The sequence below is a fragment of the Leptospira noumeaensis genome (assembly GCF_004770765.1).
In the GTDB taxonomy this organism is placed as follows: Bacteria; Spirochaetota; Leptospiria; order Leptospirales; family Leptospiraceae; genus Leptospira_A; species Leptospira_A noumeaensis.
The window spans coordinates 1,085,084-1,099,586 of record NZ_RQFK01000026.1; the positions used below are offsets into that span (position 1 = coordinate 1,085,084).

Annotated in this window: 14 protein-coding genes; 7 read left to right on the forward strand and 7 right to left on the reverse strand. The window is 36.7% G+C overall.

Going from position 1 to position 14,503, the window contains the following annotated elements; translation table 11 throughout:
* Positions 1-46: 46 nt before the first annotated feature.
* A complete protein-coding gene (locus EHQ24_RS13315) occupies positions 47-505 on the reverse strand; it encodes a hypothetical protein (protein WP_135602069.1) in 459 nt (152 codons plus the stop codon).
* A gap of 324 nt (positions 506-829) precedes the next feature.
* On the opposite strand from EHQ24_RS13315, the gene EHQ24_RS13320 reads away from it, so the two are divergent.
* The 4 genes from EHQ24_RS13320 (at position 830) to creD (ending at position 6,217) form a co-directional block, all read left to right on the forward strand.
* Positions 830-2,692 carry a gamma-glutamyltransferase family protein gene (locus EHQ24_RS13320; protein ID WP_135602070.1) on the forward strand — a complete coding sequence of 621 codons (1,863 nt, stop codon included), beginning with the start codon at positions 830-832 and terminating at the stop codon, positions 2,690-2,692.
* Positions 2,693-2,701: 9 nt separating this feature from the next.
* The gene (locus EHQ24_RS13325; RefSeq protein ID WP_135602071.1) at positions 2,702-3,370 is read left to right on the forward strand and encodes a response regulator; all 669 of its coding nucleotides are present in this window, start codon (positions 2,702-2,704) and stop codon (positions 3,368-3,370) included.
* A gap of 34 nt (positions 3,371-3,404) precedes the next feature.
* Positions 3,405-4,814, forward strand: coding sequence for a two-component system sensor histidine kinase CreC (gene creC, locus EHQ24_RS13330; RefSeq protein WP_279633559.1), 1,410 nt, complete (start codon positions 3,405-3,407; stop codon positions 4,812-4,814).
* A 74-nt stretch (positions 4,815-4,888) separates the two neighbouring features.
* A complete protein-coding gene (creD, locus tag EHQ24_RS13335) occupies positions 4,889-6,217 on the forward strand; it encodes a cell envelope integrity protein CreD (protein ID WP_135602073.1) in 1,329 nt (442 codons plus the stop codon).
* A gap of 90 nt (positions 6,218-6,307) precedes the next feature.
* Here creD and EHQ24_RS13340 read toward each other — a convergent pair whose 3' ends face one another.
* The 4 genes from EHQ24_RS13340 to lsa14 are packed head-to-tail and all read right to left on the reverse strand — an operon-like array spanning position 6,308 to position 8,361.
* Positions 6,308-7,300, reverse strand: coding sequence for a hypothetical protein (locus tag EHQ24_RS13340; protein WP_135602074.1), 993 nt, complete (start codon positions 7,298-7,300; stop codon positions 6,308-6,310).
* 3 nt (positions 7,301-7,303) lie between these two features.
* Entirely contained in the window at positions 7,304-7,639 is a 336-nt protein-coding gene (locus EHQ24_RS13345) for a TRL domain-containing protein (protein WP_135602075.1), read from the reverse strand.
* Positions 7,640-7,641: 2 nt separating this feature from the next.
* Positions 7,642-7,959: a TRL-like family protein gene (locus EHQ24_RS13350; protein WP_135602076.1), complete on the reverse strand. Its 318-nt coding sequence runs from the start codon at positions 7,957-7,959 to the stop codon at positions 7,642-7,644.
* A 12-nt stretch (positions 7,960-7,971) separates the two neighbouring features.
* Positions 7,972-8,361 carry an adhesin Lsa14 gene (lsa14, locus tag EHQ24_RS13355; protein ID WP_135602077.1) on the reverse strand — a complete coding sequence of 130 codons (390 nt, stop codon included), beginning with the start codon at positions 8,359-8,361 and terminating at the stop codon, positions 7,972-7,974.
* A 463-nt stretch (positions 8,362-8,824) separates the two neighbouring features.
* Here lsa14 and EHQ24_RS13360 point away from each other — a divergent pair, with 463 nt between their 5' ends.
* The 3 genes from EHQ24_RS13360 (at position 8,825) to EHQ24_RS13370 (ending at position 13,310) form a co-directional block, all read left to right on the forward strand.
* Positions 8,825-10,378 carry a methyl-accepting chemotaxis protein gene (locus tag EHQ24_RS13360; RefSeq protein WP_135602078.1) on the forward strand — a complete coding sequence of 518 codons (1,554 nt, stop codon included), beginning with the start codon at positions 8,825-8,827 and terminating at the stop codon, positions 10,376-10,378.
* A 146-nt stretch (positions 10,379-10,524) separates the two neighbouring features.
* Positions 10,525-12,048, forward strand: coding sequence for an Omp85 family outer membrane protein (gene omp85, locus EHQ24_RS13365; protein ID WP_135602079.1), 1,524 nt, complete (start codon positions 10,525-10,527; stop codon positions 12,046-12,048).
* 245 nt (positions 12,049-12,293) lie between these two features.
* Positions 12,294-13,310: a hypothetical protein gene (locus EHQ24_RS13370; protein ID WP_135602080.1), complete on the forward strand. Its 1,017-nt coding sequence runs from the start codon at positions 12,294-12,296 to the stop codon at positions 13,308-13,310.
* Between the two features lie 16 nt (positions 13,311-13,326).
* Here the strand turns inward: EHQ24_RS13370 and EHQ24_RS13375 are convergent, their stop codons facing one another.
* Together EHQ24_RS13375 and EHQ24_RS13380 are read right to left on the reverse strand one after the other, a co-directional pair.
* Positions 13,327-13,683 carry a DUF3703 domain-containing protein gene (locus EHQ24_RS13375; RefSeq protein WP_135602081.1) on the reverse strand — a complete coding sequence of 119 codons (357 nt, stop codon included), beginning with the start codon at positions 13,681-13,683 and terminating at the stop codon, positions 13,327-13,329.
* A 39-nt stretch (positions 13,684-13,722) separates the two neighbouring features.
* A complete protein-coding gene (locus EHQ24_RS13380) occupies positions 13,723-14,496 on the reverse strand; it encodes a putative signal transducing protein (RefSeq protein WP_135602082.1) in 774 nt (257 codons plus the stop codon).
* Positions 14,497-14,503: the final 7 nt, after the last annotated feature.

Below are 14,503 nucleotides of genomic sequence, written 5' to 3' on the forward strand. Positions count from 1 at the left end.
ATTAAATAATAAAAGCTTACAATAAAATCCATTGTAAGCCATTATCTTAATTTGCAGAAATGGAATAACTTTCAATCCAGGTTGCAGACCTTTCAGGATCGTCCCAAAAATGTTCTGAGTCTTTTCCAAATTTTTTTTCGTATTCGTTAATTTTATAACTATCATGGTGGCAGTGGACAGCGGCCAGACACTCCGTTCCATTTTCGGATGTTAGTTTTAAATCTTTGGCCTCTTCGAACAAATCCAAATAACCAATTCGCCAATTGTATTTACTGAGAAGTAAAGGAATGATTTCCCTGTACATTTTGTGCGCAGACATGGAAGCGGGGCTAAAACCATGAAGGTTCACAAAGATTTTGAATTTGGTTCCTTGGGGAAGTTCGGTGAAGGTTTTTTCTAATCCATCTTTCCATTGGCTTACTTCTGTTTCGGTAATGAGTCCAGAAAGGCGGGTTGTAATGAGATTTTTTTTATCATCCCATCGTGTATAAAGTTCTTTGTCCATATCCATTTGACTTACGGATAAATCCCAAAATCTTAAAAAGATTCTTGTAAGAATGAATCTAGGTAGATTGTCAAAAAACTAGGATTCCAAATTCTTACCATTGAGTCCATTAAAACAGGGAAACCAATGATCGTTATTGTGTTTATGAAAACGTCTACGCACATACTTACGACGAGGAAATGTCTTCTTCGGCACAAAACTTAGCCTCAACTGCAGAGATTTTAAAAGGAATTACAGAAAGTTTTATGTTATAAAAATCTTAAAATGGTTCGACATAGAACCAAAATTTGCCACCATTTTTAAGAAATGGTGGTCTTTTGATTTATGATGCAGTTCCTAAAAAATTTCCTTCTTCTATTTTTCTTTGTTTTTTTATTTCAATGTTTAGGTAGTCGTAGGCCTATAATTCCTTCCTATGTTGATCCCCAAGGAAGTTTGCGGGATGTGAGTCTCGGGAAAAAATATATGGTTTCGACGGGAAATCCCCTCGCCACAAAAGCTGCCATCAAGGTTTTAGAAGACGGGGGAAACGCAATTGATGCTGCCGTGGCCGCATTGCTTGTGTTAAATGTGACTAATGGAGAGGCTGCCAGTTTTCCGTCTGTGGCGCCAACGTTAGTTTACGATCAAAAATCAGGACAGGTTAAAAGTTATATAGGGGCCGGAACGGCTCCTGGAAAAGCCAATATCGAATGGTTTAAAAAACAAGGTTATGATGTGATGCCCAAAAACTCCATCCTAACACAACTTGTACCTGCTTCACCAGATGTCATCGTACGACTGTTACAAGAACATGGAACAAAATCTTTTTCCGAATTGGTATCACCTGCCATCATTGTAGCAGAAGAAGGATTTCCTGCCAATCGAATCCTTGTTAAAAATTTAGACTTACCATTGTACAAACGATTGGGTTTTACCGTCATCATGCCTTACAATTCGGAAGTGTATCTAGAAAAAAAATGGTGGTATGGGATTCGGGAAGGGGAATTAACAAAACGACAAGACCTCGCAAAAACTTGGCGTTCTATGGCCCTTGAGGAATCAGAAAACTTAAAAAAAGGAAAATCAAGAAACCAAGCCTTAGAATCGGTAAGAGATTATTTTTATAAAGGGCCAATCGCCGATGCCATTGTAAAACTTCATTCTGATAAAGGTGGTCTTTTTACCAAAGAAGATTTGGCAGGTTATGTGGGAGGTTGGGAAAAACCTGTGAGTGGTGAGTTTGGTGAATATAAAATTTTATCCAACCAAACTTGGACACAAGGCCCTGTAGTTCCAATGGTATTACAGCTATTAGATGGAGTGGACTTGAAGTCTATGGGCCATAACTCTCCTGAATACATTCATACTGTATCACAAGCCATCGAACTTGTTGTTGCTGATCGGGAAAGATACTTCGGAGATCCAAAGTTTATTGATGTTCCTATCGATGGATTGTTATCTAAAAAATATGCAATACTACGCCGAAAACTTTTACAAAAAGATGCGTTTGGCCAAACTCCACCAGCAGGGAACCCTTGGGTTTTTTCTTCTAAAAAACCTTCTATTTTTCCTTTTCCACCTAACGATCTAAAGGATCAGGAAATTGACGAAATCAAATATGGAAAGGACACAACCTATTTGAGTATTATCGATTCCAAAGGAAATGCAGTTTCTCTCACTCCCAGTGATTTTCCGCAATCCCCTATGGTTCCGGGAACGGGACTTACTCTCGGAATTCGAATGACTCAGTTTCGATTGGATCCAAACCATCCTTCTGCACTCGCTCCTGGCAAACGACCACGGATCACTCCCAATCCAGGTATGGTGTTGAAAAATGGAAAGTTATGGATGAGTTTTGGAACTCCTGGTGGTGATGTCCAAAGCCAAGCAATGGTTCAATTTTTTCTAAATGTCATTGTGTTTGGAATGGATCCACAAAAAGCAGTAGAAGCACCTAGGTTTCGTTCGGTGAATTGGCCCGATAGTTTTTCTCCACATACCTATCGCCCAGGTGGAATTGAATTAGAAGAATCTTTGTACCAAACTGTATCTGATTCATTAACAAAAAAAGGATATAAGGTATATAAAAAAGGTCATTTGGATAACGATCTTGGTTCTGTTTGTGCCGTTTTGAATGATACAAAGAACAAACGTTTGATAGGTGTTGCTGATCCTAGAGAAGAATCTTGGGCCGAAGGAAAATAACAAGCGATTATGGTAAAAATCCTTCTAATAGAAGATGAACCAGGAATTCAGGAAACCATCCAAATTTCATTGGAATCAGAAGGATTTACTATTTTGGTCACTTCCACTGGAAAGGAAGGGATTCAAAAAGTATCGAACGATATTTCACTCATCATACTCGATATTGGTTTACCTGACCAAAATGGATTTGAAGTTTTAAAAGAAATTAGAAAAAAATACCAAACACCTGTTATCTTTTTGACGGCAAGAAATACGGAGATAGATAAAATTCTTGGACTCGAAATTGGTGCAGATGATTATATTGTAAAACCATTTAGTCCGAGGGAACTTTTGGCAAGGATCCGTGCGATTCTGCGAAGGACAAACCCATCACAAAATCTAGAGGATCATAAACTTAGAATTTCGTTGGATAAAAAGTTGGTTTATTTTAATGGGCAAACACTGAATTTATCTCCTTACGAATACAAAACTATCGAATTATTTTTTAAATGGCCTGGTCGAATTTTTACTCGCGAAGAAATTATGGACAGTGTTTGGACAGAACCGGAAGATAGTTTCGACCGCGCAGTGGATACTGTGATTAAAAACATCCGTGCCAGGTTCAAAGAAATGGAACCAGACTTCGACCCAATTGAAACAAGACGGGGACAAGGGTATGGATTAAAGGAAAAAATATGAACCTTTGGATTCGCATCATCATTAGTTTTTTTTTATCTTAAGCATTGGTTTTTATTATTTAATCGATAAAACAGAAGAATCCATTCGGCCTCGTTATATGGAAACGGTCGAAGAATCACTAAACGATACAGCTCATATTTTATCTGCCATTGTCGAAGAAAGATTGGAAAAGTATCCAAATGAATATTTACAACTTAGTTCGTCCCTCCATTCTTTATTTTCTCCTGTTTTCAAAAACACAGAAAATCGTTCTTTCGAAGCGAAAATTTATTCACTTCTAAAAACAAATACAGACATCCAAGTATATATCGCTAATACAAAAGGAATTGTGATTTTTGATTCTGAGAGTTATCGAGAAGGACTCGACTATTCAAAGTTTAATGATGTTTATTTAACCCTCCAGGGTAAGTATGGAGCAAGATCCAGTAAACTGGTCGATACCGAGGGAGAAGGAGCACTTTTTGTTGCCTCTCCCATCCATTATAAAAATCAAATCATCGGTGTTCTCACTGTCATCAAACCCAAAACAGGTGTGATTCCCTTCATTGAAGAAGCAAAATCAAAATTTTGGCGGATATCCTTACTCGTTGCCTCTGCCATAGCCATTCTATTTAGTTTGTTAGCCTATTTGAGTTTTCGTCCGATTCGAAGGCTTTCTAAGTATGTTACTTCTTTACGAAAAAGAGAAAGAGTTCACTTCCCAAAAATTGGAATTCGGGAACTCAATGAACTCGGCAAGGAAGTGGATTTACTTGTCGAAGAAATTGAAGGAAAAAAATACATAGAGTCCTATGTACAAACCTTAACCCATGAAATCAAAAGTCCACTTTCTTCCATTTTAGCTTCTGTGGAACTATTACAATCCCATCCAACCGAATCGGAACGTCTTACCAAAAATATCCACGAGGAATCCAAACGAATCCAAAAACTCATTGAACAAATGTTAGAACTCACTTCCCTCGAGGGAAAAAAATCTATCTCAATGGAAGACCAAGTTTTGTTGTATGATTTAGTAAATGAAGTCATCACTAGTTTTCAATCGGAACTCCAATGGAAATCTCTTCAAGTAGTTGTGGTTTGCGAAAATAAACTTTGGGAAGTAAAGGGAAATCGAAATTATTTGTTTTTAGCCATTGAAAATCTAGTTAGAAATTCCATCGACTTTGCGAATGAAAAAGATACAATCACGATAGAAATTAAGGAAAATTCTGATCTTCGTCTAAAACTTTCCGTGTTGGACGAAGGTCATTCGATTCCTGATTATGCACTGAACCGGGTAACAGAAAAGTTCTATTCTTTGCCGAGACCAAATAACAACCGTAAGAGTTCTGGTCTCGGACTTAGTATTGTGAGTCAAATTCTAGAACTACACGGAGGGAAATTAGAGATTCAAAATCGAATTCCAAATGGTGTGGAAGTTTCTCTTTTTTTTCAAAAAACATAGATCCTCACAAAACCCTCACAATTCGACCATAAAAGACTCACGGAGATCATCTATCTTAAAGGTAGGAGATTTTTATGAGTAAATTACAAACATCGGTAAATCTTAGGTTGGCCATCCTCGGTGGAATGGTTTTATTATTTATCATCCCTCTTGTTATGGTTGGTTCTTTGATTGAGGAAAGAAGTGCTTCGAGAAACCAAGCGGTTTTGGAAGTGGGAGAAAAATGGGGATCCAACCAAACGATTGTAGGTCCTGTTCTAATGGTTCCTTATAATCTTAGGATTCCAAAATCTGGATCTTCCAAAGAAAAGGACAAATGGGATTATGTAACGGATTACGCCTATTTTTTACCTGAGGAAATGGACTCTTTAGTGGATATGAAAACAGAACTTCGTAAAAGAAGTATCTATGAGATTCCATTATACACGAGTAAGGTGAAAATTACCGGTAAATTTTCTCCTATTTTTTCATCCGACTTTCCTATTGATACCACCTATATTTATTGGGATGATGTTCGGCTCGTTGTTTCCGTTTCTGATCTGAAGGGACTTGGCGGTGAAATGAAATTAACTTTAGCAGGTAAGGATAAAAAGTTTTTACCAGGAACTAGATCTTCTTATTTGCATTCAGGACTGAACGCCACTGTTTCGATCGGAGAAGCAGGAAACTCCATTCCGTTTGAAATTCAATTAGAAGTTAAAGGTTCCGAATCATTTTCCGTGATCCCCATCGGTAAAAAATCTAAACTAATGATGAGTTCCGATTGGAAAGATCCTTCTTTTAACGGAAATCTTTTGCCTAAGGATCGTTCCGTCAATGAGGAAGGATTTTCTGCGGTTTGGGAATCTTCTTATTTTGCAAGATCTTATCCACAAATCATCCATTCCATGAATGATTCCATTTTAGAGACAATATTAAATTCCGGATATGGAGTGAGTCTTGTGATCCCAGTGGATCATTATTTAAAAATGGAAAGGTCAGTAAAATATGGACTTCTTTTCATTGTGACTAGTTTCGCTTTGTTCTTTCTTATGGAAGTGTTTGGCGGAGTTTTATTACATCCCATCCAGTACGTCCTCATTGGAAGTGCCATGGTTTTGTTTTATATTCTCAACTTATCTTTTTCAGAACATTTGGGATTTTTACCGGCATACATTCTTTCGAGTTTGGCAGTGACAGGTCTCATTGGTTATTACGCCATTAATGTATTAAAAAATCAAAAGAAGGGACTCATTACTGCATCTTATTATCTTGTTTTGTATTCTTTTTTGTATGTGATTTTGGCTTCAGAAGAACAAGCCTTACTTCTTGGATCTTTGGCATTGTTTATGGTTCTTGCCGCAGTCATGCACTTCACTCGTAAAGTGGACTGGTATCAGTTTGGAGGAAAAAATGTTGGTTAATGGAAAGGAAAAACTTCGATGAAAAGTGGAAAGTAAATAAGATAATAAACGAAAGTCCTAACAGGTGTCACCCTGTTAGGAAAAGTTTTTTTACTCACCAAAACTTTTTGAAAATTCTACGGTTATATTAAGTGAAGAATATTCCATTTTTTGTTTTTGTGAACCCTCTAAAGCTGAATATACAACTGACGAGTCAATATCACCTAAGAAAATAAAATAGTTATTGTATTTGACTCTATATTTTTCAACGGAATAACCCCATCGGGTGGCAAACCATGATGAAAAACGAAAAATAAAGTCTAAGGTAGTTTTTTCTCCGGTGTAATTCACGTTTCCATTCGCAAGTTCATAAAACATCACATTGGTGGTTACGTTCCTAAATGTAAATGGTACGGAATCAACTCTGACTTTAGTATCATCACCGACAATATTGTAAAACTGGTTTCCCAAATGAATTTCAAACCAACGCATCGGTTTAATTTCCAAGTGAATGCCCGGAACATAACCTTTTGCCTGCATAGCAAAATCTCGCCCCATAATACCTATACCAGAATTAGTTGGCAAAAAATTAAATGTAACAGTACCTATAGTAGTGGCTTGATCAAGACTGACTCTTCTTAAGCTGACTCCAAGATTAAAGTTAGGAGATAGCGGATGAAAGTAACCAGCCCCAAATCCTTTATAAGATTCTTTGAATCTAAAACCTTCTGAATCGTTATCTGATGTTGGGACATTTACCAACCTTCTATTTTCATAGATCAGGCGGAATTTATCTAAATATCTATATTCAAGTTCGTATTGTCTCGAACCACCAGTTTGATCTTTTTGTTTAGAAAAAGCGTTAAGAGCAGCGTATTCATCAAACCCATTGACCAACATATAATTAATAGGTTCGTATTTTAGATAATCCATCACAGGGAAACGTAATCCCCCTGATCCATCAACACCGCGGATAAAAACTCGATGTTTGTCTGGTGTGATTACCTTGGGTAATTCATGAGTTGAGTCGAACTCTTTCGCAAATAAACTGTTAGTAGATAAAATTGTTATCCATAAAACAGTAATTAGTATTTTATGTGCCACTGTTTATTCTCCCCAAACAATCACACATTCGCGATAGAAAATTCCAATAGGCAAAATAGTTAAAGATTCTCTGTCGATGACAGCAATTTTTTTGATATTTGCATGTTGGGTTGCTTCCTCAATTGAGTTTCCCGAACCATAAAAGAAAGGATACGTGATGAACCCAGAAAAACTACAAGACTTTCCAAACTTTTCAACTTTAGCCGAGGTGACCATAGCTCCCGTGGCATCTCCATTCAAATGTTGGGTGGTATAGGAGTAAAAATAACTTGGAAACGGAGTGGTTACGCAGTTTGAAAAAAGTAATAAACTTAAAAAAGCAAAAATAAGATATTTCATAATTATTCTCCTGACACAATGGTACAGTATGTTCGATAAAAACCTGTTAACAAAGAAGTGGTAGAATGGTCGATGGTTGCTATTTTACTAATTCCATTCTTTTTTGCAATTGATCCAGCCCCTGCATCCCCATAACTAAAAAGGTATAAAACAGTAAATTGGCAGTCGGTTGCTTCTTTAGTTGATGTTACGTTATTTTCTGGATTAAACGTACCTGCAAATTTTGTAGAAGTAAATATGTAACCGTGAGTTGGCCCAATCGCACAATTTGTAAGAAGAAATGCACTTAAGATAATACAAAATATCGTTTTTGTTTTCATGATAATACCTATTTATGATCCTTTGATAATCGTACAAACTCGATGGTAGAGAACACCCATGGCAATACCAATTTGTTCGTAATCTAAATATGCAATTTTTTTAATGTTCCCATTTCTTTTTGCAGCTTCAATAGAGGAATCACCAGAGGAAACTAAATATAAAAAAGTATGACTACAACTTTTGCCTTCATAATGGGCTTCTGCATTGATTCCAAGTGGCCCAGGAACGTATGTTTTGTGAAAGAAGAAACCACCTTTTGAAAAAACGGAAGGGGTTGAGTATTCCCTTGTTGGGTTTGTATTTGCACTTGGGACTAAACTTGAATGTACCGATCCTCCACTGCAATTTTGAATGAATAGAATGATTGTAAATACGATTACAATAAAAATGATTTTTTTCACATGTTTCTCCATGAAGATTTTCATACAGTGAAAATATTTTGGTCTTTTGTGTCAATCGAGTCGAAAGTTTTCTATGAAAAACTAACAGAGAATCTGTGGTTACTTATGAAATACCTAAAATATTCAAAAAATTGAAGATTCTAATGGAATTAGAGTTGTAACCTAATGTATGTATTGTGAATATAAGATGATTCTTGTTAGGTAGTGCTTTTCTTTCGAGGATTCTTTTTTTCCCCCATAGTATCAAATTTTCATCGGTTTGGTTTACTTTTGATAATTCATAAAGATAAATTCTCTTTTTCCGTAGTTTTTTGATAATTCTAAGGCATTTGATTCGTCCCATTTCTATTGGGGTGAACGGAATTCAGTTTTCGCTCTTGGGAGGTTTGGAACGTTTCTTGCCAAGGCTCTCTTTCCCTAAAGTATGGCTTTAAAATCAATCTAGGTTCTAGGACGGTTTCGTTTGTTCTCTAAATTTTTTGCTCCCAAAAACGCGATGACCATTTCGGATGATCTCTTCACAGAAGTGATGTTACGAAACAACAAACGGATGTTTTTGTCTTTTCTTTCGATTTTGGCCCTCGCTAATATCGCCACACTTTCCATCAAAATTTCAGGAAAAGGTTCTGATTATCTAACCTATGAAAGTATCTTAATAGAATTTGTCCTAGCCACCTCCATTTTGATTGTTGGTTTTTTACTTTCTACTAAATTAAAAACACATTGGGCATCCAGTTACATTTCGATCACCGGTGTTACCTTATGTTTACTTGTATTCCAATATGTGATTTATGGAGCTACTGAACTAGCCGCAACTTTTTATATTTCCTTTGTTCTCAGTGTATTGTACTTCAATCGAAATGCTTCCATTTATAATTTTATTTTAATTATCTTTTCTGAAATTCTTTTGTTTGTATTACGACCTGAACTCATTCCTGGAGGCCCAAGAAGTAATATCATCGTTAGGTTTCTCATTTTTGTTTGGGTAGGAATTGGGGCCACTGTGGGAGCAACGGCTACAAGAAATTTACTCAATTTAGCGGTGGAAAAACAAAAAGAAGCAAAAAAGGCTTTAGACAATTTATTGAATATGGCAAAAACCATCCTCAGAACTATTGATCTGATGAAAGAACAAATCAGAAACCAAGACACCATTTCTGAAGAATTAAAACAAATTTCGGAACACCAAGCATCTTCTCTTTCTGAAATATCAAATTCTTTAAAAGAACTATCTTCCAAAGCAGATTCTAATAATAAAATTGCCAAATTGTTGTATAACGAATCAGAAGTGTCTATTCAGTCTGTGAATGATTTAAAAACCATCAATGAAACTGTCCAAGTAGGAACAGGAAGGATTTATAAAAATTTAGATGTAGTCATGGGTTATTCTAATGATACCTCTGAACATATCCAACTTTCAAAAAGTAAGTTCAATATCCTAAAAGAAAAAAGTACAGAGATATTCGACTTTGTCTCTGTGATCAATGACATTGCCGATAAAGTAAACTTGTTATCGTTAAATGCATCCATAGAAGCAGCAAGGGCAGGGGAACATGGACGAGGGTTTGCTGTTGTGGCCGAAGAAATATCGAAGTTAGCTGCTGCGACCACTCGTAATTCCAAAGAAATTTCAAAGATCATCCAAGAGAATCTTTCTCTCATCGGTGAAAGTAGTGAACTCATCAATCGGTCTTCTAGTATGATGGGAAAATTGGATTTTGCCATTGGCTCCATCAAAGAAGAGATCACAGGGGTTGGTTCCAAAATTGTAGAGATTGACAAAGCCATCGAAACTATCGACAATCTGAATACGCGGATTTACGAAACCAGTAAAACCATCGAAAACTCCACCAACTTCCAAAAGATCGCGACCGAGGAGTCCACGAAAATCACTGCCGACATTTCAGAATCTGCGGCAAACATTGTCGAAATTTCCAAACATATCTCGGAAAGCAGTAAATCCACGGGAGGGATCATTGTTCAGCTGGATTCCTTGGCCCAGGAGATGACAAAATAGGCATTAGAATGCAGATATTCCTCGCTTAGGATCGAATCCTCGCAAACCCTGCTGGCCTTCCACAAAAAGTGAGTGGGAACTCATTTCCTGGTTGACCAAATCGTTTGAGTACGCATTGTCCATGGTTTGTATACGCACGCACAACTATGAACCGATACTCACAGATTGTTCTTTTTTCCTTCGTTGTTTGCTTTTTTTTAGCAAACCCCATTTCTCTCTCCGCGCAGGAATACATTCCCAGTGCCGGTTGCGAAAAAGATCCTCCGCCAAAAAACCTTCCCTTTCCTATGGATCCGACCAAACAACTTTGTAAAAAGGATATAGAGGACAAAAAAGATAGTTGGTATCTAACGGGTTTGCCACTCATCAACTCCGATCCTAACGAAGGGATCGGGTATGGTGCCCGTGCTTATATTTATGATAATGGAAAAAAAACCGATCCGCTTTTTCATTATACTCCCTATCGTATGCGCGTATTTGCACAATATTTCAATACTAACAAAAATGCTCAATACCACCAAGTCAGTTTGGATATGCCTTTTATTGCCGACACACAATGGAGGTTACGTGCGGATTTATTTTTAACTATCACACCCACAACATTGTATTTTGGAATTGGGGAAGATAGTATGAAACCTCTATCCTATTTGGATCGTAACCAACCGGATGGAAGGCATATAGTGAATGCAAGTTATATGGACCAAGAAAACAACTTGGCTTACTACAGACCAGGAACAAGTTCTGATCCCATTAGTTTAGGAGGGAAAACATATTCCGGATTTCCACAAGGCCAAGGTTATGTTGTCACTGATAAAATGTACAACCGTTATACGATAGAAACTCCGATGGCAACCGCAAGTACAGAACGTTCGTTTGTTGGTGGAACAGTAAGATTGGTTGCTGGTTTAAAATTTTCAAATAACATAGTTAGGACTTATGACGGTAAGTTGGCCCGTGGTGTGGATCCACTTCTGGGTGGTGAACATACAGCAGATGTTCCCAATGGAAAAACTCGACTCACCGAAGATTATGAAGCCAAAAAGATCATTGGATATAATGGTGGTTATGTGAACTCCCTTCGTTTGGGTCTTGTTTACGACACTAGAGATTTTGAACCAGATCCAAACTCCGGAATATTTGCAGAAGCCACTTACGAAAAACATACCAAAGCCATTGGATCCGAATACGACTATCAAAAGTATTTTGCACAAACCAAACTCTTCTGGAGTCCTTTCCCTAAGGTATTCGATAAACTTGTCATCGCCAACCGATTTGGTTTGGGTGTGACCGAAGGAGAAACTCCATTTTATGAATATAGAAATATGTGGGGAACCGAAGGCCTTGTGGGGGGACTTGGAGGTCTTCGAACTTTACGTGGGTTTAAACAAGACCGGTTTGTGGGACGAGCTATGGGTTGGGGGAACACAGAAGTTCGTTGGAAGTTTGCCGAGGCAAGGTTTGGGGATGAATTTTTCGCCTTTAACTTAGTTCCGTTTTTTGATTACGGCCGTGTTTGGGACGATGAACATAAGTTAGGTTGGAAAGGTTATGCCTATTCTCGAGGGCTTGGACTTCGGATTGCATGGAACCAAGCCACCATCATTATGATCGATTATGCAAAGTCTAGAGAAGACGAACAATTGTTTGTAAACTTCAGCCACGTATTTTAGAATTTAAGATTTAAAAAACGGAACAAACCAAATGTGGGCGGCTCACGGGCACTAAGTTCCCAATGGGCCCGTAGGACTTGACCGGGCTACTCCAGGGTGCGCGTTCCGCTCCCGTCACCTGTCATCTAACGATGACAAGTGACCAAGCCTTTCGTATCCCTGCCGCAAGAACTTTTGTATTCTTTAGTATAAAGTTCTTTAAGATAAATTCGATAAAGATTATTGTTATCAAGCTGGGAAATCATATGAAATTAATTTTCACTCTATTCATGACTGTATTTTTTGTAAGTTCCGTTTCAGCACAATGGAAAGATCCATCGGAAAGATTAGAATGGAACAAGGAAGTTGAAAAAAAATGGGGTCAAAAAAATACTCCAGATTCAAACGGAAAATTATCTGTTAACAATCTAATTACCCTGGATACATATATTGATCCATTTTCTCAAAATATGGCAGAGGGAAGATACGGTACTAAGTTCTATTTTAAATATTATAGTTTTAAACTTCCGAAAGAATTCAAAAAAGGGGATACTCTTTTATTGAGAATCACTGAAGTCATCAATCCACTTGATTATTACTTGAGTCGTTTGGATCTAACATATAACGAAAGTTCAATTTTCGAATCTGGCGGAATGTTTCGAATGGATGCATTTTATAAAGGGAGGCCTGTCCCATTTGATGGTCCTGGCATTGAGGTGCAGTTTCCTGTACAGAATCCAACCAATGCTTACAATCTTTATTCTTATCAAAACAACTTGTGGGAAAAAAAACAAGATAATAAGGATATTCAAACATCAGTGAATACAACGGAATCAACTTCTGATAATTTTGAATTCAATCTAAGTTCGATTGATAAAATTGTCAGTGGTATAAAAGGTTTTGTTTGGTGGAATTTCGACGTTCCTCGTAAGAACATTACTTGTCTAACTGGACGGATTAAACCTTCTAATAGAAATTATTCAGTTTCAGTTATTGGAATTAGTAACCTTGGCGTAACTACAAAACAATTTTACACTGATGAGTTTCAGATAAATTATTTGCAGGATGTTATGGTTAAAGTCATCGTTGATGGTGATCATGAGATGTTGGGTGCATCCAATCATATCCAAACTAACAAAGTTGATAGTTATTTTTATAGTGATGACAATAAAAAAGGCAAATGCCAGAACATAGGTGAAATCAATATCAAAAAAGTTAGTCCTGAATTGAAAAACAATCGCGGAGAATTATTAAAATACCTAGGCCTGAATGATATTCTATAGAATAATTATCATAAGGTTACTCGTTCTTTTCTGCTTTCTCAAATAAAACTTTTAAGTCTCCTTCAATGGGTAAAACTTTCATAATTCCAATATTGGAACCACCAGTATTTCCAATCGGAACCCTACCGATGAGAGATCCAATCCCTGCCACGGCCAATCTGATGATTTGTCCAAAGACTTCTCTTTTGTCTTTTTTACGAATTCCCACTTTCAACATCCACCAATGGTTCACTGTATGGGGAAGAACAAACCTTTGTCCCAAAATATGGGCCCGTTCTAGGTGGAAAAAAGATTCTGTATACTTTGAATCTTTATAGAGTGTTTTGGCGATTTCCATTTCCTCTTGGAATGCTTTTTTTAGAATGGGGTGCATGCTCTAATTCTCCTCAAACAATTTTAGGTTTTTAAAACATTACTTGTCTACGATTTCCGATTCATCAAAACGGTGGTCTCTGTTTTGATCCAAATATCTTTTTTGTTTGGAACCTTTGGAATCAAAGATAATGTATTCATCAAATTCACCATCTTGGTCATTGTCTGCAAATTCTGCGGTTTTGATTCCGTTTGTATCATACGACCTTTGGATTGTGAAAAAATCAGTAAGATATGGATTAAAAAATTCAGAGGTTAATATTCCACTGAAATCATAAGTTTTTTGATTTAAAATTTTATCTGTTTCTTTGTCATAACAGGAAAGTTCAATGAGTTTTCTTGTTTTTTTATAATAAGTAGATGTACAATAGTTGTCTTCATCGAAATTATATTCATACAATTCACTTTCCATTGATTTTTTATATTTATTAAACTTATCTTTTTCCAAAGCAAACAGTAAAAGAAAGTATAAGTTCGAAATGAATAATATTCCAGAGACTATTGTCAGTATAAATTTTGTATCTTTTTTTCCCTTTAACTTAGTGAGTTCTCTATAACGATTGTATCTTTGTATGGGAAATACATCTTCCTCCGGAGCTTCTTCCGAATAAGAACCATTTTCAATAATTTCTAAGGCTTTCGTATAATCTAATTCTGAAACATAAATTTCCATTAAATTCGACTGTCTGGGAATCATTGCATTCAAAACATCCAGGTCTTCCCCTTTCGTCATAAACTTAACTTGGTTTGCTGCGAGGGCCGATTCTATGACTTTGATTTTGGTATAATCTGTAGAAGTATATATTAGTTTCATTAGTAGG